This is a genomic window from Acidimicrobiia bacterium (assembly GCA_040880805.1).
Classification (GTDB): domain Bacteria; phylum Actinomycetota; class Acidimicrobiia; order IMCC26256; family DASPTH01; genus DASPTH01.
In genome coordinates, this window is record JBBDHW010000029.1 from 99,391 (window position 1) to 124,176 (window position 24,786).

Below are 24,786 nucleotides of genomic sequence, written 5' to 3' on the forward strand. Positions count from 1 at the left end.
GCCTTCGGCGCGTGACCACCGCTCGAACCCTCGGCCACCTTGCGCTGCACTACCGACCGGGCGATGAGGCCGGGTCGCGCCGGCTCCTCGAAGATCTCGGATGCACGCTCGTCGACAATGGCCCGCGACCCGGCGCCGACGGCTTCTGCACGGTGCTCGTCGACGACGGATCGGCCAACTACGCCGACAACATCTTGTTCCTTGCTCGCGTCGGTCCGGCGCAGGAGGAGCTCGAACGCGCGATCCAGGAGCAGCTCGGGATCGGCGCCATCGGTGAGGCTCCGGCTGCGACCTCGTTCGCACAGCTCGAGAGGGACGCGCCCGAAGCGGCGTCGCACATCGGAATCCGCTACGCCGAGCTCGAAGCACTCGAGCAGACGCTGCTCACGATCGAGACCGACGCGCGCGAAGGCGGTCCGCTACACGGACGCGTCGAGATCACGAAGTATCGGGCACGACCGCACCTCGACAACGCGGTCGATGCTCGCATCGCGGCGTCGCCCGCGTTCACCGGCGACGAGCGCCCGGCGTTTGCCGACTACTGGGTGCAGTGCTTCGTGAAGACCGACCTCTTCGCCTACGGCATGCTCGTGTTCGGCCAGACAATCGAGCTCGACTACGTGTTCGAACCGTTCTTCGCGCATCCGCCCAAGTTCGGCTGACCGTCATCCACGGTCGGCCCATCACCGGCGGTCGAAGGAACGACGGAGCCGTTCGAGCCGGTCGTCCCAGTTCGCACCCTCTTCGGCCATCCACTGCGCGGCGTCGGCGAGAGGAGCCGCGGCAAAGGAGTAGCGCACTTCGCGACCGTCGCGCGCCGAGGTGACGAGACCGGCGCGCCCCAGTACCTGAAGGTGCTTCACCACGGCCTGGCGGCTGACGGGAATCGTCTCCGCGAGCTCCGTCGCAGTTACCGACTCCGCGCGCGCGACCTCGCCGAGCACGGACCTCCGTGTCGCGTCCGACAGCGCGGAGAACACCGCACCGATCTTGTCGTCACGCGTGGTCATGCCGTGGCGAGCATGGCCTGCGCGCGAGTCTCGCGGACACGCACCACCGAGCCGCCGTCGACGTCGCCAGTGACCGTGATCGTCACCGTGCTCGACGAGCCCGCCGCGGTCTCCGGCCACCACGCGAACGACAACTGGTGACCGTTGTCCACCGCGAGGACGATCACCCGCCGTGCCGCACCGTCGGCTGAGCGGAAGCTCCCGCGCGCCCCGGGGCGCGCCACGATGTCGAGCTCGCCCCCCAACCACCCGCCCAGCCGCGCCGGGTCGACGACCGCCCTCCAGACCTCTTCACTGGAGCTCGGCAGCCTGATCTCACGCTCGACGTGCTCCATGCAGCGCCTCCGCCATCATCCCGAACCTTTGGATCCGCAACCATATAGTTGCACTTCCCGGACTCATGCGCCAGGATAGTGCAACCAATCAGTTGCGTCTCGCCCGATCGCACGCCAGTTCGATATGGAGGTTGCCGTGTCCCAACTCCTCGTCCCCACCGTCCTCGAGCAGAGCCCGCGCGGCGAACGCGCCTTCGACCTCTATTCCCGGCTGCTGAAGGACCGGGTCGTGTTCCTCACGGGCGCGATCGACGAGCAGATCGCCAACCTGATCGTCGCCCAGTTGCTGCACCTCGAATCGGAGGACGCCGACAAGGACATCAAGCTCTACATCAACAGCCCCGGCGGCGACATGAACGCGCTCTTCGCCGTCTACGACACCATGCAGTACGTGCACGCGGACATCGAGACGACGTGCGTCGGACAGGCCGCTTCGGCGGCCGCGGTGCTGCTCGCCGCCGGCGCTCCGGGCAAGCGCAATACCCTCCCCCACTCCCGCATCCTCATCCACCAGCCGCACGGCGGCGCGCAAGGACAGTCGGTCGACATCGAGATCTGGGCGCGTGAGGTGATCGTGCAGCGCGACCACATGGTCGAGATCCTCGCGCGCCATTCGGGTCAGACGGAGGAGCGCGTTCGACAAGACATCGACCGCGACTACATCCTCCGCGGCGCCGACGCGGTCGCGTACGGCCTCGTCGACCACGTCGTCGAGCCCCGAGAGCTCCATCCGACCACGGTGTCGTCCAACGGCTCGAAGCCGCAGTAGTGCGCGTTCTCGTCATTGGCGGTACCCATCTAAGTGGACCGTTTCTCGTCGAAGCACTCGTCAGCGCCGGTCACGAGGTGTTCTTGTGTCATCGGGGCGAGCACGAAGCGCCCCTGCCACCCGAGGTCGCGCACATCCATGGCGACAAGGCAGACCTACATGGTGCGCTCGGCAGCGAGCTCCGCGCGCTCGATGCCGACGTGGTCGTACACATGGTGGCGTTCACGCGTGACGACGGACGCGCGTTCATGGACACGTTCGGTGGGCACGCGGGCCGTGTAGTCGTTCCGAGCAGCGCCGACGTGTACCGCGCGTTCGGGAGAATCCATCGCACAGAGCCGGGCTCTCCCGATCCGGTCCCTCTTCGCGAGGACGCCCCGCTACGCGAGAGGTTGTCGATCCACGGCGAGGAATACGAGAAGCGCTGGGTCGAGGCCGAGGTGCTCCGCGACACGCGTCTCCCGGGCACGGTGCTCCGCTATCCGGCGATCTACGGCCCGGGCGATCGTCGCTTGTCGAAGTATGTGCAGCAGATGGTCGATGATGCGCCGGTCATCCTGCTGGAAGACGGCGAGGACACGTGGCGCTTCGCTCGCGCGTACGCCGCGAACGTCGCGCACGCCGCCCTGCTGGCGGTGACACTCGACCGTTCCGCCGGCGAAGTGTTCAACGTGGCTGAGCAGTACGCGTACACCGAGCGTGAATGGGTCGAGCAAGTGGCCGCGGTCGTCGGTTGGCACGGGGAGATCGTCACCCAACCCGCCGGCGAGATGCCCCCTCGCCCGTTCTCGGGACTCGACTGGCGCCAAGACCTCACGCTCGAGACCGCCAAGATCCGCACCGTGCTCGGCTACACGGAGCCGGTCGACCCTTCCGACGGCATTCGCTCGACCGTCGTGTGGGAACGCGCCAACCCGCCGGCCGCGTGATTGACACACGCTGACCCAGAGGGGATGATGCGCGTCGGCGAGACCCGCGCCGAACCTCCATCGACCTCCCCCAGCGAGGCCAACTACCCGGAGGCAAAGGGGAACGCGTGTCCCCGGGTCGCCGTCCGGAGATCCGGCCGGGCGCGTCGCTGGGGGACGTTTCCCTGGCCGTGGAAGCCCGGATGACGAAGCGGAAGCGACTGAAACAGCTCGTTCGAGCCCGCGCGGCAAAGACCGGCGAGTCGTACACCTCCGCGCGCCGTCACTTCCCGATCCATCCCGTGGAGGAACCACACATGACCACTCCAGACGCCCACATCATCGCCCGGTGCTCGTTCTGCACGAGGACGAACCACGAGGTGGCGAAGCTCATCGCCGGACCCGGCGTGTACATCTGCGACGACTGCATCCGCCTGTGCAACTACTTTCTCGCCGGGGAAGGCAACGCGCCCGCGGCGGGAGCCGAGCGCGGCTACGCGTTCGCCGACTGGCCCGCCGACCGGCTGCTCTCCCTCCTGCCGGGGATCGCGAGAACCGCACACGACGTGGTGGACGATCTCAACGCACAGGTCCGGCGGCTCCGTGACCGCGGTGTGGGCTGGGACCGTATCGGAGAGGCCTTGGGCATTCCTGCCGAAGATGCCGAGACGCGCTTCGCACCGGTGACGTAGTCAGAGTTCACGGCATCGCGATTAGGATGCGCTGCCCAACGCCAGATGTCCCGATGGAGGGGCGCACGCATGCACTCGTTCAGGATGCTCGTCGCGGGAGCGACCACCGTCGGAGCTATGGCCACGCTCGCGCCGACCGCCGACGCTTCAGTATCGATGGCGACGGACGCCGAGAGGTGCGCGCAGGTGACCCTCACGGGACCCGACTTGAGCTCGCTCGGATCCCCGGCGAAGTTCAAGAAGTCGGCGTGGAAGAACGCGGCAAAGGCGTTCAAGAGCGCGGCGAAGGGCACGCCGGCGAACGTGAAGGCCGCGATCAACACGATGGCGGATTACTTCGACAAGGTCGGAAAGGCCGGAAGCGCGAACGCCGCGCTCCAGGTGATCACCGCGAAAGACACGGTCAAGTTCACCAAGGCAACAATCGTTTGGGACAAGTACCTGACGAAGGTCTGTTCCTGACCGGTCAGGATCAGGGCATGGCGACGCCGCCGTTGGGGCGGAGGATCTGGCCGGTCATGAAGCTCGCGGCGTCGCACGCGAGGTAGAGCACCGCGTAGGCGATGTCGTCGGGCTCGCCGACTCGACCGAGCGTCGACCGTTCGCGCATCGGCATCGTAACTTGTTCCTTCACAGCTTCGTCAATGGTGCCGTCGGGCTGGCGCCAGTGGCGGCTGGTCATGCCCGTGATGATGAAGCCGGGAGCAATCGCATTGACGCGCACGCCGAGCGGACCCACCTCGACCGCCAACGTCTTCGTGAGCTGCGCGACCGCCGCCTTCGCCATCGCGTAACACACGATGTTCGGCGCGGGCACGTCGATGGCACCCGACGACATGTTGATGATGCTGCCCGAGCCCTGCCCGATCATCACCCGCGCCGCCGCCTGGCACCCGAAGAACACACCCTTGAGGTTGATGCCGAGCACGCGGTCGAGATCGTCCTCCTTCGTGTCGACCACGAGACTCTCGTGGATGATGCCGGCGATGTTCGCCATCACGTCGACTCGTCCGTGGTCAGCCGCGGCGCGCTCGACGAGGTCGTCGACTTCCGTCTGGACCGAGACGTCGCACTGCGCCGCGGTCGCCCGGCCACCGTCGGACCGGATCGCGTCAGCAACCCTCTCGGCACCATCGGCATTGACGTCGGCGCACACGACCGTCGCACCCACCGCCGCGAGCATCCGTGCGCTCGCCGCACCGATCCCACTCGCCGCACCCGTGACGACGGCAACCCGGCCGTCCAAGTCGAACGCATCACGTGGATCGGTCATGTTCCCTCCAGTGCGTCGCGGACGGCACCACCGAAGGCAGCCGCGAGAACACGATGGCCCTCGTCGCCAGGGTGGATACCGTCAGGCAGGTGGTGAGGCTCGAGCAACGCGCCACCGCGTACGAGCGTGAGTGCGGCGTCGCCCGCGGCGATGCGTTCGAGCGTCACCTCTTCCATCGCGACGCGCAGGTCGCCGAGCGTGTCACCGAGCCGATTGGGTGTGGCTTCGGCGTCCGGTCGGAGCACCGGGCTGGTCACGACGACCGGGATATCGGGATGCCCCTCGCGCACAATGTCGAGGAACCCGCGGGTGTTCTCACGGAACATCGACGAAGAGAACGGAATGCGCGTCCAGCAATTGGTGCCGTGCGAGATCGAGATCACGTCGGCGTCGAGCTTCGCCATCTGCTCCGCCGACACGATCTCACCCCGCGCCGCGCCCGCGTAGCCGAGGTTCACCACGTCGAGCTCGTAGTCGCGGCCCGCGACCGCAGGCCACGCACCCACGGGGCCGGACGCGATCCAACCCTCCGCGATCGAGTCGCCGTACGCGATCCAGCGTCGCTGTGGTGGCGCGGGCTCGATCGCGCCGCCGAGAGCGCTGATCGAGAGCACGATCGGCTGCATCCCTTCGGGCAGGTACACGATCGCGCGCTCGTCGGATACATCACCACCAAGTCCGAGGCGGACCGTGCCCTCGCCGAGCACCGCCGGTTGCTCGTCGACCTGCTTCCCGGCGCGCACGACGGTGAACGTCGTACCCGCACCCGGACCGCGGTAGCCGAAGTCGTCGGTGCGCGTGGTGTAGGCGAGCTCGACAGCTTCCGCGTCACCGATGAGCTCGAGCCGGACGCTCACCGGAAGCCGCGCCGTCGCCACGGTGTCGCCGGGCAAGCGCGCGAGATCGTCGGGATCGGCCCGCGGGTACGGGATCTCGTCGGTCCCCGGCCACGCGCAGCCGCGTACGTACGGCTGCACGGGGTCGGCAGCGGTCACAAGTTCCCCATCGGGTACGGGAACTTGGCCCCGACGCCGCCGTCGACAGAGAGCGTCTGGCCCGTGACGTATGCAGCGAGATCCGATGCAAGGAACAGAATCGCGGCGGCGATGTCGGCCGGCTGCGCGACCCGACGAAGCGGTGTGTTGTCGGTGTTGAGCCCGCGGCCCTCTTCACCGAGGAACGCCGACACGCGGGGCGTCCATACCACACCGGGCGCGACCGCGTTCACGCGGATCCCCGACGGCCCGAGCTCCACCGCGCCCGTCCGCACGAGCGACATGAGCCCGGCCTTCGCCGCGCCGTACGCCGAGTGACGGGGCGCGGACGTGATGCCCGACACCGACGCAACGAACACCATCACGCCGCCGCCACTCGCTTCCATCGCTCGAGCACCGTGCTGCATGGCCAGGAACGCGTGGCGCAGCACTATGTCGAAGTGCCAGTCCCATTCCTCGTCGGTCATCTCGGTGATGTTGGCGTAACGCGCCATCCCGATTATGTCGACGACGCCGTCGATACCGCCGAGCTGCGTGGTGGCATCCGCGAAGAGCGACTCGACGTCGGCGCGATCGATCGCGTTGCCCGAGAGGCCGATACCGTCGACTTCGGCGGCGATGTCGTGCGCGAGATCAGGGTCGACGTCGACACACGCGAGCCGCGCCCCTACCGACGCGAGCGCGTGCGACGCCTGGCGCCCGATCCCCTGGCCGGCACCGAGTACGACGAATCGCTTTCCGTCGAGGCGCAGCAGGCCCGGGTAGTCGGGAACAGGAGTGTCGTCGGTGCGGGTCATGACGCCGTCACCGAGACATCGACGGCGACGTCGCGCCGTTCCAACTCGGGGATGACCTCGGTGCCGAGGAGTTCGATCGTGCGCATGATCGTGTCGTGTTCGAGGTGGCCGAACTGCACGTAACAGATCAGCTGGTCGACCCCGAGCTCCGCGTAGTGGAGCATCTTCTGTAGACAGTGGTCGGGATCGCCGACGATGATCATGTCGGCGTCGCTGAACTCCTGCGCTTCGAAGTTGCCCTCGATCTGGCGCTTCAGGAGCGGGAAGATGCTGTCGCGTTCGCTCTCGGGAATGTTGGGGAACTCCCACTCCAGCGTGAACTCGGCGAGGTTCTTGTACCACCACCACACCGAGTCCCAGATGCCGTTCGCTTCACATTGGGCCATCGTCTCGGCGCAGTGCACGAGCGTGTAGGCCGCCACCTTGTTCGTGGTGACGCGGGTGATCGGCTCCGGGTTCGCGGCGGCCTCGCGGTATTGCGCGATGTGCTGCGACATCCGGTCGAGGGGCTGGAGGATCGAGAACGAGAGCAGCCCGAGCCCGAGCTTGCCCGCAACCGCGGCGCTGCCGTCGGAGGTCGCCGCCATCCAGCACGGTGGGTGCGGGTCCTGCACCGGCTTGGGCGTGACCATCCGGCGCGGGAAGTCGAGGTATTTGCCGTGGAACTCGAAGTACTCGTCTTCCCACATCTGCACGACGGCCTCGATTGCCTCCTGCCACTGGTCGCGGCTCTCGTCGCGGGGCACGTGGAACGCGGCCTGCTCCATCGGCGTGGACCGGCCGGTGCCCCACTCGATCCTCCCTTCCGAGAGGATGTCGGCCGTCGCGACCTTCTCGGCCACGCGCATCGGCGGCGTGAACGCGTGCGGCATGAGCGTGACGCCGAAGCCGAGCCGCAGGTGCTCGGTGCACTGCGACAGCGCGCCGATGAACACCTCGGGTGCCGGCGAGTGAGAGCGACCCTCGCGGAAGTGGTGCTCCACGTGCCACGAGCAGTTGAAGCCGAGCGTGTCGGCCAGCTTGATCTGCTCGAGCGCCTCCCGGTACGCCGCCTGCTCAGCCTCGCGTTGCCCGTACGGGTGCGGCTTCGCCCACGGCTTCGGCACGTCGATCTCGTACAGCAGGTCGAGCTTCATCCCCGTCTCCCGGTGCGCGGTTGGCGCCCGACGCTATCGCGCCGCCGATTCTCAGATGTCGGCGGCGGGCTTGATGACCTGCTCGGCGAAGAGGTGGGTGGCCTCGATCTTGCGACCGATCTCGGTGCCGCGCTGCGCGCCGGCGATCTCGCCGTGATCGTCGGGCAACATCTGCATCCACGGAACGCACATGAGGCCCGTCACACCGATGGCGGCCATCCGCTCGCACACGTCGGGGGTGGGCGCGGCCTGCACGCCGAGGATGATCTCGAACGGTTCGCCGGCGCGGCCGGCCTCGTCGAGCTCCTTCTGCAACAGGCCGACGTAACGCTCGCACTCCTCGATGGGGTACGCGTTGCCGAGCCAGCCGTCGCACAGGCGCGCCGCGCGACGCAAGGCTGGGCGTGAGTGGCCGCCGCACCAGATCGGCACCGGCTGCGTGGGCGACGGCTCGATCTGCAGCGGATCGAAGTCGTAGTGCTCGCCGTGGTACTCGACCCACCCGCCGCTCCAGAGCGCACGCAGCGCGGCGATCATCTCGTTGAGGCGACGACCGCGGTTGTCGTACCGCTGCCCGGTCTGCGCGAACTCCTCGCGCATCCAACCTGCGCCGACACCGAGGTTGACGCGGTTCCCCGACAGCACCGCCGCGGTGCCGACCTGCTTGGCGACGGTGAACAGGTCGCGCGCGGGCGCGATGTAGACCGACGTCCCGAACTGCAGCTGCTCGGTGACCGCGGCCATCGCGCCGATCGTCACCCAGTTGTCGGGCCACGCGGTCTCCGGCGGCCAGATCGGCTTGCCGTCGGCCGAGTACGGATACGGCGTCGAGAGATCGCGCGGGTAGAAGATGTGGTCAGACATCATGATCCCGTGCACGCCCGCCTCGTCGGCGGCCTTCGCGAGCGGTAGATAGTGATCGGGCGGCGAGAACGCCGTCGACGCCCAGAACTTCATGCTCTCCCCCTCGTTACGACGAATCGCGCGGGCCGCCGGATCAGCCGCGCGCGGTGACGTTGCCGCCGGTCTCGGCCCAGGTCTTGCCCTGCTCGACGTCGGGATCGTGCGGGAGCCCGAGCAGGCGCTCGGAGATGATGTTGCGGAGCACCTCGCTGGTGCCGCCGCCGACCGTGAGCGCGGGGCTGAAGAGGAAGCCGCCGGCCCACTGGTACCACTCCTGGTCCAGCGAGGGGTCGACGTTGAGCATCCCGTGGGCGCCCATCAGGTCTTTCGCGAGGTTGAACACACGCTTGCCGTGCGGATCGGCGAGCGCCTTGCGCAACGACGCGTCGGGGCCCGGCTGCTTGTTGACCTGGGCCGAGATGAGTTGCAGCTTGTGATAGCGGAGGATCTCGCCTTCGATGAACGCGCCGACGAGGCGCTGGCGCAGCACCGCGTTCGGCGCACCGCCGCGGTCACGAACGAGCGCGACGAGGTCCTGTGCGCTCGGACCGTGCCCCCACTGGAGACCACCGCCGGTAGACAGTGACACGCGCTCGTTTGCAAGCGTGGTCTTCGCCATGCCCCAGCCGCGATTCTCCTCGCCGATGAGGTTCTCGGCGGGCACGCGTACGTCGGTGAAGAACACCTCGTTGAAGCCGGCGCCGCCGGTCATGTTGCGGATCGGCCGCACCTCGATGCCCTCGAGGTTCATCGGGATGATGAAGTAGGAGATGCCAACGTACTTCGGCACGTTCGAGTTGGTGCGCGCGATCAAGATCCCGTACTTCGCGGTGTCGGCGAGCGAAGTCCAGATCTTCTGTCCGTTCACGATGTACACGTCGCCGTCGCGCTCGGCGCGAGTGCTGAGGTTGGCGAGGTCGGATCCCGCCCCCGGTTCGCTGAAGAGCTGGCACCACATGTCTTCTCCGGTGAGCATCGGCCAGATGTACCTGTCCTTCTGCTCGTCGGAGGCGAGCGCGACGAGGATCGGGCCGCAGTGGCCGATCCCGATCGGGTTCATCGGGCGCGCGACTCCGGCGCGCTTCAGCTCGTCGTCGATGATGAGCTGGAGCTCGGGCTCCGCGTCGAGCCCGTAGGGCAAGGGCCAGTGCGGCACGACGTACCCGGCGTCGACAAGCTGCCGCGCCGTCGGGCGCGGGTGCTCCGTGAACCAGGCCCGCACTTCGAGGCGGCGCGGATCATCTTCGGCGGGAAGGTCGATCTCCATACGGGGATTGAAACAGCCCGCTGGGGTCGCGACAAGTCAAAGGATGTCAAAATGGCCCATGGGCGTCCGACTCGTGGTGTTCGACCTCGACGGCACACTCATCCGGGGCCCCACGATCTGTGAGGTCGTGGCCGAGGGCCTCGGGCAGCGTGACCGGATGCGCACCCTGGAAGGCGCCGGATCGCGGCCGGAGATCGTGGCAGCCCGCGAGGAGATGGCTACGTGGTACCGGGACGTGCCAGTTGACACGCTGCGCGCGCTCTGCCTCGACGCCGACCTCGCTCCCGGTGCCCTCGAAGGTTGCGCGCTGCTGCGCGACTGCGGCGTCGATCTCGCGATCGCTTCGATCACCTGGCGCTTCGGGGTGGAAGCGATGGCGGAAATGCTCGACATCGACCGATGCCTGGGCACCACGCTGCATGCCGACGGTCGGATCGACCACGTGTTCGCGGAGGACAAGGCCTCCTGGATCGAGGAGCTCGGTGTGCCACACGATGAGATCGCCGCAGTGGGCGACGGTGCGCGCGACCTCCCCATGCTCGACGTCGTCGGGATCCCGATCTTCGTCGGCAAGGAATGGATCCACGGTCTGCCGCCGCGTACCGTCCACCTGCCCGACGCCGACATCCGCGACGTCGCGCGCGTGGTGCTGGAATGACCTTCGACCTGCTCGACCCGCGCAACGCGCTCGACCCCGATGTCGACGGGATCTGGTGGGCGGCACGCGAACCTCTGGCCCTCGGTGGGATGCCGCGGCCACGTAACGGCTTCCCGCTCGCACGCCTCGCGGCAGCGCGCGACGTGAGCGCGATCGTGTGTCTCGCCGGCACCGAGGTTGTATACGACGCCACCGCGCTTCGGTGGCAGGGATTCGAGCTCCAAGATCTCTACGGAGCGCTCGCGCCGGCTGACGCGAGCGCTGAGTGGTTGCGCGTCACCGAGGCTGCGGTCGCGACGCGGGAACTCCTCGACGACGGTCTGGGCGTGATCGTTCACTGCGCCGGTGGTACCGGACGGACGGGCACGGTGATCGGCGCGGTGCTCGTATCGCTCGGGAGGGAACCGAACGCGGTCGCGGTCTGGCTCGACGCCGTCCACAAACTGCGGGGAAGGCCCGGCTGGCCCGAGTCGCCGTGGCAGACCGAGGCACTTCGGGTCCTCGCGTGATCCTCCACTTCACGACGAAGTCGGCGTGGGAAGCACTCGCGCCCGGCGGCAGTTACGTCGCGGACTCGCTGGACCGCGAGGGCTTCATCCACTGCTCGTATCCGCACCAGGTCGCGCGCGTCGCAGCGCTCGCCGTCCCGGGACAACGCGATCTGGTGCTGCTCTCCATCGATCGCGCGATCCTGGGTAACCGCGTTCGTGACGAGCCGGTCGGAGGCAGCCGTTTCCCACACGTGTACGGACCGATACCCATCGCTGCCATCAGCTCGGTCGTCGACTTCCCGCCCGAGCCCGACGGCAGCTTCCTCCTCCCCGACTCGATCCGGGAGCAGATCCGCGTGTCGCCCGACACACTCGACGAAGTGCTCGAGCAGACGAGAGCGGTTATGGACGGTTACACCGGAGCATGGTGGATCGCCGGTGGTTGGGCGATCGACGCGCGTGCGGGTCGTGCCATTCGTGAACACCACGATGTCGACGTTGCCGTCCTGCGCCAAGACCTGCCGTCCCTCTGGACACATCTGCGCGGTCGCGACGTCCGGATCGCCGAGCCGAACACGTGGAGGCGGTGGCGGGGCGCGCCGCTCGAACCGGACGAGGCGTGCCTCTGGACCCGCGTCGACGACGGCGTCGACCTGCGCTGGCAGGAATTCTCGGTCGACCCCTCGGTCGTCGAGTTCCTGCTCGAACCGTCCCACGCCGGAACCTGGCACTACCGCCGCGATCCCCGTGTGTCGCTCCCACTCGAGGAGCTCGGACCGCCTGGTTCGTTCCTCTCGCTCCCGGTCGCGCTGCTCTACAAGGCGCCCGGCCCAATCGAGCAGCGCGCCGCGAACGACTTCGAGACTGCGTTGCCCCTGCTCGAGCCCGAGGAACGCGACTGGTTGGCCATCGCGCTCGAGACCGCCCATCCGACGAGCCCGTGGATAGCCCAGCTCCGATCGTGACGTAGGATCCGTCGCTTCGTCGTCATGTCGGCCAACGGCCTGCCATGATGAGCGCGTGACCGAGTCGGTCTCTTCGCCGTCTTCGCCGATGACGGGCTTCTCGCACGTGCAGCTCCTCGTGACCGATGTGCGCGCGAGTGAGCAGTGGTACACGACGGTGCTGGGAGTCGAGCGGTTCGCGGCCGACGACTCGATTGGCTACGTTGCGCTCCGCCACAAGCCGAGCGGAGTGGCAATCGTGTTGTCAATGCGTGAGGTCTCCGTCTCGGACGGCGCCGACACCGCGCTCGATCATCTCGCGTTCGCCGTACCCGACGGCTCGATCTTGGAAGAGTGGGCCGATCACCTCACCAGTGCGGGCATCGATCACGACGGGATCGTCCTCGAGCTCGGCAAGCCGTCTCTGCAGCTGCGCGACCCCGACGGCAACGCCATCGAGCTCGTCGCACCCGCGCCGCGCTCGTCGCAAGCTCTCGGCTGATGGCCGATTCGTTGCTCCCCGACGACATCGTGGAGGCAGCCAACCACGTGGCGGCGACGCTCGCACCCGCCACCGACGCTGATTGGAGCGTGCCCGCGGGCAGGCTCGACTGGGACGTGAGGACCACGGTCCTGCACTCCGCCTCGGCGGTCACGTACTACTCGGGCCATCTCGCGAGCCAGACGACAACGTGGTTGCCGTTGATCCTCGACATGGCTATCGACGCGACGAACGAGCAAGTGCTCCGGCTACTGCCGGCGACAGCCCGCATGCTCGCGATCGTGGCCGCGGGGTCGCCCGGCACCGCGCGCGCGTATCACGAAGGGGGTATGGCCGACGTGTCCGGCTTCCTCGCGATGGCGGTCGACGAGGTGATCGTGCACGGAGCCGACGCCGCCGCCGGTCTCGGTCTCGCGTACGACCCGCCCGAACCGCTCGCCCGCAAGGTGCTCGACCGGCTGTTCCCGTGGGCGCCGCGCGACACGCCCACCTGGCTCACCCTGCTCTGGTCGAACGGCCGCGCATCGCTGCCCGGCCAGCCTGATCGCCCGCAGAATTGGGGCTGGCAGTGCGCGCCGCTCGACGAATGGGACGGCGAGATCCGCGTCTTTCGGCGCCCACCGGTTTCGTTCGAGTTGGACACCGAAACAAACAGCTGGCGGGGCGTGCGGTAGGACCTACTCGGCGACGAGCGCGCCCGATGCAGCGGGGTCGGGCACGGCGAAAGCCTACGGGAACGGCTGGATCACGCCGGTAGTGGCTCCCGGAAGAACACCATGGACGTCGAGTCCTGGGGGATCTGGCTCGGGTCGAACGGCTGCGCGACCTCGTCGACCCTCGGGCCGATCTCTGCCGCGACGGCGTCGAGCGCGTCGACGTCGAACCCGTACGCGGCGGCGCAGTTCGAGCCGAGCATCATCGCCACCTCGGTCGGGTCGACGCCCGCGAACGTGTAGCGCAACGCCTCCATCGTGTACGGATGCGTGCCCTCGGCGTGCGGATAGTCCGCGCCCCACATCACCCGGTCGAGTCCCGTCTTGTAGCGAAGCGCGCAATCCTTCGGGCCCATGAAGCTCGAACCGAGGTAGCACTGGCGTGCCCAGTACTCGCTCGGCTTCAGCGAGAGCTCACCGATAGTCGGGCCGCCGAAGTGCGCCTCCACCGAGTTCGGCCGTGCAGTGCGCATCTGGTGGCAGAACCAATCGAGATGCTCGAGCAGGTCGGGCACCCACGAGTTGCCGGTCTCGGTCATCACGAACTTCAAGCGTGGGTGACGCTCGAACACTCCGCTGAAGAGCAGTCGCACGAGCGGACGCTGTGCGTACCAGCCGAACTCGAGGAACATCATCACCGGTGTGGACGGATACGCGCCGAGGCTCGGTCCCCCGCCGCCGCCGTGAGTGTTGACGGGCACGCCGAGCGATTCACACTCCGTCCAAAGCGGTTCGTAGACGGGTGCGTGCAGCTGCGCCACTGACGAGTCAGCGTTCGGGTTGGGTAACAGGACGCCACCCATCAAGCCCTGCTCCCTCACCCATTGCAGCTCGGCAACCGCGGTGTCGACGTCGTCGAGCAAGATCTGCGCGATCCCCGCGCGACGACCCGGCACCTCGCTACAGAAGTCGACGAGCCACCGGTTGTGCGCGCGGATTCCTGCCCACCGGAGTTCGAGCTCGCGCGCGTCCTTCGGGTCGGGCGCACCGAAGAAGGGTGAACCGTTGAAGAACGGCGGGATGGTGTTCGGGAAGAGGATCTCGCCGGCGATGCCGTCGGCTTCGATGTCGGACTGGCGGATCGAGCTGTCGAAGTTGCGCTTGTAGTCGCGAGACTCGGTGTCGACGAGGTCACCGAACGGGTTCTGGAACTCGGCACGCCATGCCTCGTACTCGTCGTGGAGGCTCGACTCGAGGTACCCCTTGTACAGCTCCATCGGCGCACCGGCGTGCCCGTCCGACGAGATCACCGTGTACCGCTGGCGCTCGGCTGCGTCGCTCATCGCGCTTCCCCCACACTCGTCCCACCACTGCTTCGTTGCCGTCAGCCTACGGCGAGGTCCGAAACACCGCTGACCCTGATGTGATCACGCGATCCTCGTTGCCTTCGTCGTGCAGCGACAGGCGACACCCGATTCGCCCACCGGTGCCGGTGGTGGCCTCGCCGCTCGCACGGAAGGGCCCGACCTTCCCGCGCGCGACGAACATCACGTGCCAGTCCTCGACCTGCACCGCGTCGGTCCGCCTCGTGTGCGACAAGGTCCATCGCCGCCGCTTCGAACACCACATGGATCGGCCCGAGGTGCAACGCCGCGTCCGGCGACGATAGCTCGTCGCTGAGCTCCGGCAACTCCCACACACCTGGAGCGCGTCGCTGCGCCCCGAACGCGACGTGCAGTGGCGGAAGCGACGGTGAGTCGACGACGTCGATCACAGGATTGTCGACGTGCTCGAAGCCGGGCGGCGGTTGGCCGATGCTCACCCCCGACCCTTCCGACAGCGCGATCAGCCGATCCGGGTTGTCGGCATCGACGATCTTCGAACGGCTGAAGCCCATCTGCCGCCCGACGCGGATTGTCTCGCGCAGGATCTCGATCTCGCGCACGTCGCGTGCGTCGTCGATCACTTGCATCGACGCGATCACCGGGTTGGGCACGAACAGGTCGTCGGCCATCCCACCCGACTCGGGCGAGGCGATGCACAACGGCGCGGCCATGATGCCGCCGGCGGGGTTCCGCATGTCGCTGCGGAGCACCATGGTTTCCCGCTCCACGCCGGTGTCGAGCACCCCGTGCCGTCTCCCGAGGTAGCGATAGCTCAGGAGCCCGGTCCACTTTTTCTCGAACCGCTCCCAGTACTCCTCGGTCGGAACGTCGCGAATGTCATCGGGCATCTCAACACCTCGACTTTCCGGCAGCTTGTCCAGCACAGTAGGGCCATTCTCGCGATTGCAAATGGGCGGTAGGACAATGACGCGTCGCACCACGAGCTTCCTCGGAAGCGACCGCGCGCACCTGCCGGTGTTCGTCAAGAGTCGGCTACACGACAGTTCGGTCAACACAGGAACGGGCAACCGGACGGCCGAGGGCCGCGCGATGGGCTTGCATCGCTGGGATGTCGCGGTCGTCCTTCGAGGACAGCTGTGAAACCCGATCGATATGCTGCGGCACGTGACGGAGCAGGTGAGCGTGACCCGGGACGTCGACGCGCCCGCGGAGCAGGTGTGGACGATGGTCTCCGACGTGACCCGAATGGGCGAGTGGTCGCCCGAGAACGTGGGCGGCACGTGGCTGGGGGGCGCGACGGGCCCGCAGCCAGGCGCGAGGTTCCGCGGCACGAACCGCAACGGCACGAAGAAGTGGAACACCGTGGCGACGGTCGTCGACGCGGAGCCCGGTCGCCGATTCTCCTTTCGCGTGACCGCGGCGGGCCGCGTCATGGCGAGCTCGTGCCCTGGAGTGGCCGGCTGTACGAGGCAATCGCGGCGGCGCGCGAGCGCCGACCTCGCCACAACTTCTTCCACTCCGCGCTCGAAATAGCCACAGGCGGCGTGACTACCTGTGTCGAGATAGCGCCCGTGTGGATCCAACACGGTGACCGTGGCGTCGTCGCCGAGGGACCCGTTGGCACACGACTCCTCGGGCGATCGCGTTTGTTTCGTTACGAGGTGTGCTGCTGGCGGGACGGCTCGATTCCTGACATAGCAGCCGCGGTAAGCGGCCCTGTCCGCGTCAGCACTCGTCGCGACGCTGCTGACAAGGCTCCTCTCGCGACGCTGCTGACAAGGGTCCTCGAACTCGCCCCCGCTTCCCGATCTGCACGTGGGGACGCGACGAGCTGCGTGCTGGCGAGATGTGGAACTCGAACTCACTCGTGTCCTGGCTCCTGGCACGCGCCGGCCTATGGACGACCGCGATGGGCCCACCATCGGGTGGGCGCGCACCGGGCTGGAACGCCGGCCTAGTCGTCGCGTCCCGAGCGCAGGAACACGGCGGCCCCTGAACTCGGCCATCAGCGGCAAACTCGCAACCGATCTACACCAGCAAGCCTTCGCTCACGGTCGCCGACGGACAGCGCCGTCACGCCTCGCGCTTGTACACGCGCGAAGCTGGACCGCTCCGCTCCCGGAACTACTCCCGCGACTACTCCCTCTATGAAGAGGGGCGGGGTGTCAAGGGTTTCGTGGTGGTGGTCGCGCGGGGTACGGGTGGGTGGTGTCCGTCATCTCTCTATTGCCTGCTCGAAGGAGGATTTGGTTGGTGGGACGCTCCGGTAGCCCAACTCGGAAGAGGACCGTCAAGCGGTCAGGGAGTAGTCGGGGCCTGTCGGAGCGAAGGGTTCGCCGCGGGTGAGCATGTGCCAGATCGCGGTGGCGAGTTTGCGGGCGATCTCGACGCGGGCGATCTTGGCGCCACGCTGTTTGCCGCAGCGACGCTTGGTGCGTTCGTAGTGAGGCCGATAACAGGGATGTTGCGCGGCGTGCACCGCGGCTTCGATGAGCGCCCAGCGCAGATAGCGTGGGCCGTTCTTGGCCAGCGGTCCCCGCCAGTCGGACTCGCCGGACTGGTCGACTTTCGGGCACAGGCCGGTGTAGCCGGTGAGCTTCTTCGCCGACGCGAACCGGTTGATGTCACCGATCTCGGAGGCGATGGTGTAGCCGAGCACCCAGGCGATCCCGGGTGCGGTCACCAACAACTCGACATAGCGATGATCGGCACCCAGGCGACGAAGCTCGCGTTCACAGCCAATGATCTCGGTGTCGAGCTCGTCGATGAGCCGCAACGCGCCCACCAGGTTGGAACGCCACGGTTCGGGGAACTCGAGTCGCTCGAGCTGGGCGCGGCCCGCGAGACCGAAGAGATCTGATGCGAGTTTCGGGTAGCCGAACGCGATCAGGATCGAGTGCACCCGGTTCTTGAGCGCGGTGCGGCGCTTCACCAGATGCAGCCGCCAGCGGGCCCGTTCCCGTTCGCCGCGCACCCCCGGGGTGGGCAGCCAGATCGCCGGGACCAGATCACGGCGCGACAGCTCGGCGAGCACCCACGCGTCGATCCGGTCGGTCTTGCACGCCAACGGCGCCAACCCTTTCACCTTCGCCGCGTCCGCGATATCGACATCCCAGCCGAGCTGCTCGAGATGATCGTGCACGAAGCGAGCGCCGTTCATCGCCTCGATCACTCCGCGCACCGGTTCGCCGAACACCCCGACACGACGAACCAGACTCGACAGCCCATCACGATCCGGTGGCGTCCACGACTCCAACATCGTCTCGCCCGGCTCGTCCAACACGCGAACCTCGAGGCGCTTTCTGCTCAGATCCAATCCAGCGTGCAACATGGTCCAGGGCCTCCTTGGTGACTGGTTCCGATGAGAACCCACAAGCTCTCACCGGGGAGGCCCCTCTTCATGACCACTCGGAATCACTCCCGGTATCGTTGCCGTCGCAGGTTCGGTCGCCGAACCTCTGTCCGCGAAAAGTCCGCGGGACTCCGAAAAACGTTGGGGACGGACGCGAACTACCGAGCAGTGTTTCGCAGGTCACAGCCCACGTCGTCGCGTCGGCGCAGGTCCGAGGAGCGGCGTGTTTACGTTCGCAACGTAGAAGTCACGGAGGCAGGCAAGCGCGGCCTCGTCAACACGGAGGCGCCGTCAGAGGATTAGCTCTTACATCGTGAGCGACCGCACCCACACCGATCGGTTCGGTCGTGCAGCGCCCGATGTTCTGTGCGGCTCTGGGTCGTTCTTCTGTGTTTCAGTCCGGTGTGTCGAGCTCGATGCCGTGACGTTGCGCGAGTCGGTCGCAGATCACCGCGACTGGGAGGCCCGTGCGGTCCGCTGCCACGCGCGCGTAGACCGCCAGCGCGTCGAGCGCCCAGACCCATAGGTCGTCGGACTGCCACCAGATGATCTCGTCGAGCAGTCCCGGATCGACACCGCCGCGAAGCATCGCCGCGGCTCGGAGCGCGTACTTGCTGTGCTGATGCTGAACCTTGGTGTGCGCGGTGCACTCGGGCAAGTAGCGCTCCCGGATCCCCTCGAACTCGATCGGCTCCTCACGCGATGCACCGGCTTCGTCGATCGCGTCGGCTGCCAGCTCGAGGAAGACTTCGCCCGGGAAGGTGTCGTTCTTCGGATGAAGGGGATGGAGCTCGAAGCGCAGGTCGCCGAGGTCGGCGCCGGATCCGATGCCCGAGAGCGCGATTCGAATCGCTTGCATGCGATCTTCGATCGTTGGACGCTTCCTAGGCGCCATGCTCGCGACCCTAGGCCCGTCACGTAGGCGACGTTCGGTGCGCACGTTCTGCTCGGAGTCGCGTATCTGGAAAGTGTCGCGGATCGGCAGTTATGGCGCAGTCTTCTCACCGAGCACGGTGAAGGTTGCCTCGAATGTTGCCTGGTCGACCACTGAGAATCCACCGGCCTCAAGTAGCTGGGAGACGTCCGCGGGCGTGTACTTGCCAACGGCTGACGGTCGCACCTTCACTACCAGTGCCTTCAGCCCGTTGACCGCTCGATCACGCATGCCGAGGTCATCGCCGCGCGAGAGCGCGCCCAACTCGCGGACGGACTCGACAAGCAACAGTCCGCCGGGACGGAGAGCAGATTTCACGACGTCGATGAAGCGGCTCGGATCGTCGAGAACTTGAAGCACCGAGACGCACAGCACGCCGTCGAAGGCATCAATCCCGAACCCGGTGGCTTCATTGACGTCCAGTGACCGGAACTCGACCTCGACGCCGCGCTCTCTTGCGTGCGCGCGGGCTCGGTCGAGCATTCCGGGCGAGTAGTCGACGGCGGTCACCTTGAAGCCCGCCGCGGCGAGGGCAACCGCGTGCTGACCGGTTCCGCACCCGACGTCGAGCACCGCGCCACCGGCCGGAAGCCGCTCACCGAGCGATGCAATCACCTCGTCGATCTGACTCATCGCATCGGGCTTCGATCGCATGGCGTCCCACCCGCGTGCGTGCGAATCCCAGAAACGGCGTTGTATCTTGGTCTTCACGCCACCCATAGCGAACCCCCAAACGCGCGGTGGAAGCGCACATATTGCTTCGATCGGGTGCTGCTCTGCGAGCGCCGATCGGCAGACATGAGCGCCTCTTACCCCGCCAAACTCGGGTCTTAGGGCGCGGCTTCGCGAGATCGGTGGGTCGTTCGAGTGCAGTTGTCAACCGAGATCGACAGCGCGACGGCCAGCGATGATGGCCCACCCGTGACGCTGCTCTTGCAGATCGCTGGCGCGTGATCGGTTCCGGAACCGGGGAGCGTCCGGATGATCTGGATTCTCTTCGAGCCAGTCCTCGACCGACCGCCACCTCAGCGTGATGTAGGTATTCCAATCGTCCTCCGACGCAGTGATCACCGTCACTGGTGCCAGGCCAGTGATGACGAAGGCGTCCAAGAGTTGAGCCAACGAATACAGCGGCGCGTTCTCGTCATCGTTCGCGTCGGGTGGGACGGGGTCTTTGACATACAGGTCACCGAGCACGACGTGACCCTGGACATCTACGAGTTCTCGCAGAGTTCGCGCGGTCTCAATGAAACCGCCGAGCACGCCCGTGGCACCCAAGCAGAGTGCGACGTTGCACCGACGCGCACGACGGATGTACTCGGCACCGTCTTCGTGAACGAACGTCACGAGGTGACCGACACCAGCGTCCTCCGCCCGCCGCTTACCCACGTCGAGAAACGGCTCATGAGAGTCGACGGCGACGACGCGGCACCCGTATTCACGAGCGAGTAGAACCGCTGGTCCACCGGTCCCGCATCCGAGGTCAAGAACTGTCTTACCGGAATCAAGTTGAAGGCGCTCGCCGAGGACTCGGATCTTCTCCGGATTCGATGGATTCATCACCTCGTGATGACGGAAGCCGATCTCCCAGGTTCGTAGCGCCACGCGCCCAGATTGCCCGGTCCGCGCTCATGTCGCCAGTAAGTTCGCCGCGACAGAACAACACCCGCTCCTAGCGGCAGTTCTGCGCCGAGAGGCTCATTCGGATATCACGACCCACTCCGGCCATGCGTCGCTCCCTTGTGAAGCCTCCCATGCGGGCAACTTGCCGGTCCAAGGATGGTCCGCTCTCAGGCCGACACGATCGCTGAGAGCCCACTCTCTGAACCGCGGAGGCAACATGACGGGCACTGCCGAAGCTGGCCGGTTCAGCAAGTCCCACCGCTGTTCGTAGCGCGCGAAGACCCAGTCGGCGAGCCGCGCACCCTTGATACCCGTATTCCTCTTGCCAACCGGAACGGTTGGGTTGGTCTGCCATTCCGTGTGGCCGATCCATGTCGCCGCCGCCACGTGATCTCTTGGGACGACGAAGGCCCTCGGCGCGTCCCACGCTTCTTTCGCGAGCCCGACAAGCACATACCACTCACGGTCTGACCTTGCCGGGTCGCAGCCTTTCTCGCCGAGCATGAACGTCAAGCGAGTACCGAAGCTAGCGGCCTTCACCTGCACTTCGATCATCTGGCCGGTCGCGGAATGCGCACCGAGGATGTCGGTTCGCGCTACCCCGTCACGGGTCAGCGCGACGGCCCAACCAAGTCGCGACAGGACGCCGCAGACCCAGTGCTCGCCCGCCGACTTCACCAACTTTGTATCGGCCATGGAGCCACGCATAATGCCCGGTCCGCGTCAGTGTTGCCAGCCACTTCACCGCGCCAGAACATCGCGCACCGAGCGGCAGTTCGGCGTGGCGAACCCCGCGACCTTGTGGCCTTCAGTACCCGCTGAGGGCATTGAATGCCACAAGAGTGAACGCGACGGTTCTTGACACAAACAGGCTTCGATATGGAGCGCGGCTGTAGCAAACGCGGGCAACGCCCCGCGATCACAGGGGTGATCGCTGTCTTCCGGCGGGACGCTGGGCTGAGTGCCGACATGCTGCGCGTTAGCTGAACTCTACCTTTAGCACTTGTATCGGCAAGCCACCGATCAGTGTGCGGACCGTCATCGTGACCGTCGCGCCGCCTTGGCCATTCCAGTTGCAATAGAGCGAGTCCGACGCCGGGTCGCACATCCCAAACTGCCATTGCGTCGCCGGGTTGTACGCCTGCGCGAAGAGTTGGTTCACCGCGTCGGCGCTCGCCACGTTGGCGGCGGCGGTGCGGTTGCCGTTCTGCCACGTGACGAAGAGGTATTGCGCGTAGCTCTGCGGATCGTCGGTGACAGGCGGCAGCGGCAGCGTGGTCGCCGGGGCCGTACTTGGTGGTTGCGTCGACACCGCAGGGGAGGAGCCCGGCACGGGAAGTCGCAGCATCACAGGAGAGTTGGAGTCATAAGCAAGCACGAGACCAATCGGTTTGACCGTGGTGGGCACGTCGAAGATGACCCATGCCGTCGCGTCGAACCCTGCACCGAGGTCGTCATTGGCAGACGAGGCGCCTGTGACGTTCTCGACGATGGAGTCGACGTAAAAGTCGCGTGACGGCGTCCACGTTGCCTTGCCGTCTGTGATCGAGGCGAGTCCACCGAGGGCTTCTTCCGGAGAAAGCGAGCCGTTGGTCGCGTTCTGGATCCTGTAGCTGACTCCGACGAAGTGGCCTTTGGCGGTCGCGGCGCGCCCGCCGTACCCGTACTTGTCTGGCGCCTGGGTCAGGCTGGGCCCGAAGTCGCGAACATCGACCAGTGTCACGGTGTAACTCCCCGTAAACCCGTCTCCGACATCGAGCCTCTCGCCGAGCGCAGCGTCGACCACGATCTCAGTCGGCGCCTTGCTGAAGTCAACACTCGCTAGGTACTCGGCACGAGCTTGCGCGTCGGCGCTCGAACTGTCGAATGATCCGCAGTCCGTGCTCCGCCATTGACCGTCTTCGTAAACCCAGATGTTCCAATCGGGATCGTTGTCAAGCCGGCTGGTTGCGCCGTTCTTGTCGACCGCGAACACGCGTGCCTGTCCTCGCTTTCTCGACACAGCGCGTGTTTCCACTCGCCCTGCTCGAAAGTCTTTCAGCTTGACCTTGCTCAAGCCCTCGGCGAAAGCGGTGCCAAACACCAGGGTGGCCGCGAACTTGGCCTCCGATGTTGTCTTCCTACATTTTGCCGACAGGTAGCCATACGCAGTAGATGCATCTCCCTCGAGAGCCGCGTTCAGCGCAGCGCGCGCGGCCGAACGAAGCGAAGCGACGCTCGGGGTTCGCGCCGCGTGCGCAGTCGTTCCCAGCAGGGACACTGTCAACGCGACTGTGCTCAAACCGACAAGACCGCGTCGCATGCCGCCCTCCATCTCCGCCTTGCGGAGCTGAAAACGCTACCGCACACGAGGCCCTGGTTTGTTCGCGGCCGGTAGTGGCAGGCAAGGCGCGGACTCCTGCGTGCCGCGCGCGCCAGATTGACCCGACCCAAGAACTCACAACACGAATACTCGTTTCCCGATCGGGAGCGCCTTAGCGAGCGCCGAACGGCAGACCGGGGGCGGTCAGGTCAGTCCACGATCTTGAAGGTTGCGCATCTCAACGGCGATCGTGATCGCCGTTGCCTTCACGAGTTCGGTCCTTGTCACCGATGACGTGAGCGTCGCGTCCACGAAGACCTTCCGGCGCTCGCGCCCTCCGAGTGTCGCCCGACCGATCAGCCTCTCGCCGGTAGGTACGGGTGCTTGAAAGCGTGTCGTCACGGTCCCGGTGAACGCCATGATTCCGAAGAACAGCGGAAGTTGGCCGCACATCTCGCTCATGATTCCAGCGGTCCATGAGGTGTGCGCGAGGTTCGGTGTCTCGCGGTAGTCGTGAGGGCACTCGATGTCGAAGGAGACCGAGTTTTCGTCCTCCAGCTGCGCAGCGAGTATTCCCATTCGGCACGCGTTGCGCACGCCACACGGCTCCATGCAAAGAAACACTCCGGTCGGACTGCGTTGAACGCGAGACGCGTCCGGGGCGGCCTCGTCCGGAGTCACGCACGCATAATGCCCGCTCGGGAGCGGTTCTGCTGGTCGTGTCGTACGGTCGTCGTTCCTGAAGTGGCCGGTGCCCCTCGACCGATCGCGGCTACGGAGCTCCGGCTTGAGCTTGGAGGCTTCTCATGCACGATCCCAGTTTGTCGACTGCCCTCGTCCCGGTTCGTCAAGCGCTCTTCTCACCGGAGGAGGAGTTCGCGTTGGCGGGGTTTCTTGCCGGCTACAGCGGCCTCACTCATGAGGCGTACGCGTTGGATCTCCGTCAGTACGTCACCTGGTGCACCGAACACCGCGTGGCGCTTTTCGGTGCGCGCCGCGCGGACATCGAGACGTTCGGCCGTCACCTCGAGTCGCTCGGCCGGGCTCGCGCCGCGATCGCACGGCGGTTGTGCACGATCGCCGCGTTCTACCGTTACGCCGAAGAAGAAGCCCTGATCCCGGTCTCACCCGCGGTGCATGTCCGCCGGCCGCGTCTCGACTACGAGTCCAACGCGACCGGCTTGGATCGCAACGAGGTCGGTGCCCTTCTCGTCGCGGCTGGCCTCGCGAGCGCCCGCGACCACGCGTTGATCAGCCTGCTCGCGCTCAATGGACTGCGGGTCTCGGAAGCTACCTGGGCCGATATCGAAGCGCTCGGTCTCGAGCGCGGGCACCGGACCCTCACGATTCACCGCAAAGGCCACAAGGTCGTGACGATGCCCCTCGCACCACGGACCGCGCGAGCGATCGACCTCGCAGTTGGGGAACGCTGCGAAGGCCCGATCTTCCGAGCGAGTAACGGTGACCGGTTGGATCGTCACGCGGCTGGGCGGATCGTGCGTCGCCTCGCCCGCCAAGCCGGGATCACCAAGCGCGTGGGACCGCACACGCTGCGCCACGCGTTCATCACCGCCGCGCTCGACGCCGGCGTTCCGCTACGCGACGTCCAAGAAGCCGCCAGCCACGCCGACCCGCGTACCACCATGCGTTACGACCGGGCTCGCGTTTCACTCGACCGACATGCCACCTACATCGTCGCCACGTTCCTCGCCGGCGCTGCCCGATAGAAACCCACACGTCCGCTCGGGAGTCGCAGAACCGCTCCCGAGCGGGCATTATGCGCCCGTGGTCGCTGATCCCGACCATCTGTCGGATCGCGACCACGAGGCGAGGCGGCTATCTACTTCGACCTGAAAAAGTCGGTGGGTTGAGTGCTCGCGTTTTGGCGCGGGATGA

Annotated in this window: 29 protein-coding genes and 1 pseudogene; 13 read left to right on the plus strand and 17 right to left on the minus strand. The window is 66.6% G+C overall.

The features are described 5' to 3' along the window. The first annotated feature begins 11 nt into the window (after positions 1-11). On the plus strand, positions 12-662 hold the full coding sequence (locus WD271_07670; GenBank protein ID MEX1007712.1) for a hypothetical protein: 651 nt from the start codon (positions 12-14) through the stop codon (positions 660-662). Positions 663-683: 21 nt separating this feature from the next. Here WD271_07670 and WD271_07675 read toward each other — a convergent pair whose 3' ends face one another. Both WD271_07675 and WD271_07680 read right to left on the minus strand, forming a co-directional pair. Beyond that, a complete protein-coding gene (locus WD271_07675; GenBank protein ID MEX1007713.1) occupies positions 684-1,010 on the minus strand; it encodes a metalloregulator ArsR/SmtB family transcription factor in 327 nt (108 codons plus the stop codon). After that, positions 1,007-1,345, minus strand: a complete 339-nt coding sequence (locus tag WD271_07680; protein MEX1007714.1) for an SRPBCC domain-containing protein — start codon at positions 1,343-1,345, stop codon at positions 1,007-1,009. The genes WD271_07675 and WD271_07680 overlap by 4 nt, the downstream gene beginning before the upstream one ends. 136 nt (positions 1,346-1,481) lie before the next feature. On the opposite strand from WD271_07680, the gene WD271_07685 reads away from it, so the two are divergent. The 4 genes from WD271_07685 to WD271_07700 all read left to right on the plus strand — a co-directional run bounded on the left by WD271_07685 (position 1,482) and on the right by WD271_07700 (position 4,176). Beyond that, positions 1,482-2,114, plus strand: a complete 633-nt coding sequence (locus tag WD271_07685) for an ATP-dependent Clp protease proteolytic subunit (GenBank protein ID MEX1007715.1) — start codon at positions 1,482-1,484, stop codon at positions 2,112-2,114. Then, on the plus strand, positions 2,114-3,043 hold the full coding sequence (locus WD271_07690; protein MEX1007716.1) for an NAD-dependent epimerase/dehydratase family protein: 930 nt from the start codon (positions 2,114-2,116) through the stop codon (positions 3,041-3,043). Before WD271_07685 ends, WD271_07690 begins: the two co-directional genes overlap by 1 nt. Positions 3,044-3,225: 182 nt before the next feature. Continuing rightward, positions 3,226-3,714, plus strand: coding sequence for a ClpX C4-type zinc finger protein (locus WD271_07695; protein ID MEX1007717.1), 489 nt, complete (start codon positions 3,226-3,228; stop codon positions 3,712-3,714). A gap of 69 nt (positions 3,715-3,783) precedes the next feature. Then, positions 3,784-4,176, plus strand: a complete 393-nt coding sequence (locus tag WD271_07700; GenBank protein ID MEX1007718.1) for a hypothetical protein — start codon at positions 3,784-3,786, stop codon at positions 4,174-4,176. 10 nt (positions 4,177-4,186) lie between these two features. On the opposite strand, the gene WD271_07705 is transcribed toward WD271_07700, so the two are convergent. Genes WD271_07705 through WD271_07730 form a run of 6 tightly spaced genes read right to left on the minus strand, consistent with a single transcriptional unit; the run spans position 4,187 to position 10,085 of the window. Beyond that, complete coding sequence (locus tag WD271_07705) at positions 4,187-4,987, minus strand: glucose 1-dehydrogenase (protein MEX1007719.1); 801 nt, start codon at positions 4,985-4,987, stop codon at positions 4,187-4,189. Further along, on the minus strand, positions 4,984-5,982 hold the full coding sequence (locus WD271_07710) for a GDSL-type esterase/lipase family protein (GenBank protein ID MEX1007720.1): 999 nt from the start codon (positions 5,980-5,982) through the stop codon (positions 4,984-4,986). The genes WD271_07705 and WD271_07710 overlap by 4 nt, the downstream gene beginning before the upstream one ends. Further along, positions 5,979-6,779 (minus strand): SDR family oxidoreductase, encoded by an 801-nt coding sequence (locus WD271_07715; GenBank protein ID MEX1007721.1) that lies wholly within the window; start codon positions 6,777-6,779, stop codon positions 5,979-5,981. The genes WD271_07710 and WD271_07715 overlap by 4 nt, the downstream gene beginning before the upstream one ends. Next, the gene (locus tag WD271_07720) at positions 6,776-7,915 is read right to left on the minus strand and encodes an LLM class flavin-dependent oxidoreductase (GenBank protein ID MEX1007722.1); all 1,140 of its coding nucleotides are present in this window, start codon (positions 7,913-7,915) and stop codon (positions 6,776-6,778) included. Before WD271_07720 ends, WD271_07715 begins: the two co-directional genes overlap by 4 nt. Before the next feature lie 51 nt (positions 7,916-7,966). Continuing rightward, entirely contained in the window at positions 7,967-8,872 is a 906-nt protein-coding gene (locus WD271_07725) for an LLM class F420-dependent oxidoreductase (protein ID MEX1007723.1), read from the minus strand. Between the two features lie 40 nt (positions 8,873-8,912). Next, complete coding sequence (locus tag WD271_07730; GenBank protein MEX1007724.1) at positions 8,913-10,085, minus strand: acyl-CoA dehydrogenase family protein; 1,173 nt, start codon at positions 10,083-10,085, stop codon at positions 8,913-8,915. Between the two features lie 58 nt (positions 10,086-10,143). Here WD271_07730 and WD271_07735 point away from each other — a divergent pair, with 58 nt between their 5' ends. The 5 genes from WD271_07735 to WD271_07755 are packed head-to-tail and all read left to right on the plus strand — an operon-like array spanning position 10,144 to position 13,354. Beyond that, positions 10,144-10,743, plus strand: coding sequence for an HAD-IB family phosphatase (locus WD271_07735; GenBank protein MEX1007725.1), 600 nt, complete (start codon positions 10,144-10,146; stop codon positions 10,741-10,743). Beyond that, positions 10,740-11,252, plus strand: coding sequence for a hypothetical protein (locus tag WD271_07740; GenBank protein MEX1007726.1), 513 nt, complete (start codon positions 10,740-10,742; stop codon positions 11,250-11,252). The genes WD271_07735 and WD271_07740 overlap by 4 nt, the downstream gene beginning before the upstream one ends. Beyond that, positions 11,249-12,199 (plus strand): DUF952 domain-containing protein, encoded by a 951-nt coding sequence (locus WD271_07745; protein MEX1007727.1) that lies wholly within the window; start codon positions 11,249-11,251, stop codon positions 12,197-12,199. The genes WD271_07740 and WD271_07745 overlap by 4 nt, the downstream gene beginning before the upstream one ends. Before the next feature lie 55 nt (positions 12,200-12,254). After that, a complete protein-coding gene (locus tag WD271_07750) occupies positions 12,255-12,680 on the plus strand; it encodes a VOC family protein (GenBank protein MEX1007728.1) in 426 nt (141 codons plus the stop codon). Next, positions 12,680-13,354: a maleylpyruvate isomerase N-terminal domain-containing protein gene (locus WD271_07755; GenBank protein MEX1007729.1), complete on the plus strand. Its 675-nt coding sequence runs from the start codon at positions 12,680-12,682 to the stop codon at positions 13,352-13,354. The genes WD271_07750 and WD271_07755 overlap by 1 nt, the downstream gene beginning before the upstream one ends. 71 nt (positions 13,355-13,425) lie before the next feature. Here WD271_07755 and WD271_07760 read toward each other — a convergent pair whose 3' ends face one another. Both WD271_07760 and WD271_07765 read right to left on the minus strand, forming a co-directional pair. Next, complete coding sequence (locus WD271_07760) at positions 13,426-14,676, minus strand: amidohydrolase family protein (protein MEX1007730.1); 1,251 nt, start codon at positions 14,674-14,676, stop codon at positions 13,426-13,428. Between the two features lie 46 nt (positions 14,677-14,722). Further along, positions 14,723-15,566, minus strand: a pseudogene (locus WD271_07765) (hypothetical protein). Between the two features lie 76 nt (positions 15,567-15,642). Here WD271_07765 and WD271_07770 point away from each other — a divergent pair. Then, a complete protein-coding gene (locus WD271_07770; protein ID MEX1007731.1) occupies positions 15,643-15,819 on the plus strand; it encodes a hypothetical protein in 177 nt (58 codons plus the stop codon). A 24-nt stretch (positions 15,820-15,843) separates the two neighbouring features. Continuing rightward, the gene (locus WD271_07775; protein ID MEX1007732.1) at positions 15,844-16,212 is read left to right on the plus strand and encodes an SRPBCC family protein; all 369 of its coding nucleotides are present in this window, start codon (positions 15,844-15,846) and stop codon (positions 16,210-16,212) included. A gap of 757 nt (positions 16,213-16,969) precedes the next feature. On the opposite strand, the gene WD271_07780 is transcribed toward WD271_07775, so the two are convergent. From WD271_07780 to WD271_07810, 7 genes are all read right to left on the minus strand, one after another. Continuing rightward, the gene (locus WD271_07780; protein ID MEX1007733.1) at positions 16,970-18,010 is read right to left on the minus strand and encodes an IS110 family transposase; all 1,041 of its coding nucleotides are present in this window, start codon (positions 18,008-18,010) and stop codon (positions 16,970-16,972) included. A gap of 415 nt (positions 18,011-18,425) precedes the next feature. After that, the gene (locus WD271_07785) at positions 18,426-18,890 is read right to left on the minus strand and encodes a hypothetical protein (GenBank protein ID MEX1007734.1); all 465 of its coding nucleotides are present in this window, start codon (positions 18,888-18,890) and stop codon (positions 18,426-18,428) included. Between the two features lie 126 nt (positions 18,891-19,016). Continuing rightward, positions 19,017-19,598: a class I SAM-dependent methyltransferase gene (locus WD271_07790; GenBank protein MEX1007735.1), complete on the minus strand. Its 582-nt coding sequence runs from the start codon at positions 19,596-19,598 to the stop codon at positions 19,017-19,019. A 243-nt stretch (positions 19,599-19,841) separates the two neighbouring features. Beyond that, positions 19,842-20,525, minus strand: a complete 684-nt coding sequence (locus tag WD271_07795) for a methyltransferase domain-containing protein (protein MEX1007736.1) — start codon at positions 20,523-20,525, stop codon at positions 19,842-19,844. A gap of 138 nt (positions 20,526-20,663) precedes the next feature. Next, positions 20,664-21,284, minus strand: a complete 621-nt coding sequence (locus WD271_07800) for a hypothetical protein (GenBank protein MEX1007737.1) — start codon at positions 21,282-21,284, stop codon at positions 20,664-20,666. Between the two features lie 283 nt (positions 21,285-21,567). Beyond that, positions 21,568-22,902, minus strand: coding sequence for a hypothetical protein (locus WD271_07805; GenBank protein MEX1007738.1), 1,335 nt, complete (start codon positions 22,900-22,902; stop codon positions 21,568-21,570). A gap of 192 nt (positions 22,903-23,094) precedes the next feature. Then, on the minus strand, positions 23,095-23,571 hold the full coding sequence (locus WD271_07810) for a hotdog fold domain-containing protein (protein ID MEX1007739.1): 477 nt from the start codon (positions 23,569-23,571) through the stop codon (positions 23,095-23,097). 125 nt (positions 23,572-23,696) lie between these two features. On the opposite strand from WD271_07810, the gene WD271_07815 reads away from it, so the two are divergent. Beyond that, entirely contained in the window at positions 23,697-24,617 is a 921-nt protein-coding gene (locus WD271_07815) for a tyrosine-type recombinase/integrase (GenBank protein MEX1007740.1), read from the plus strand. The last annotated feature ends 169 nt before the right edge of the window (positions 24,618-24,786 follow it).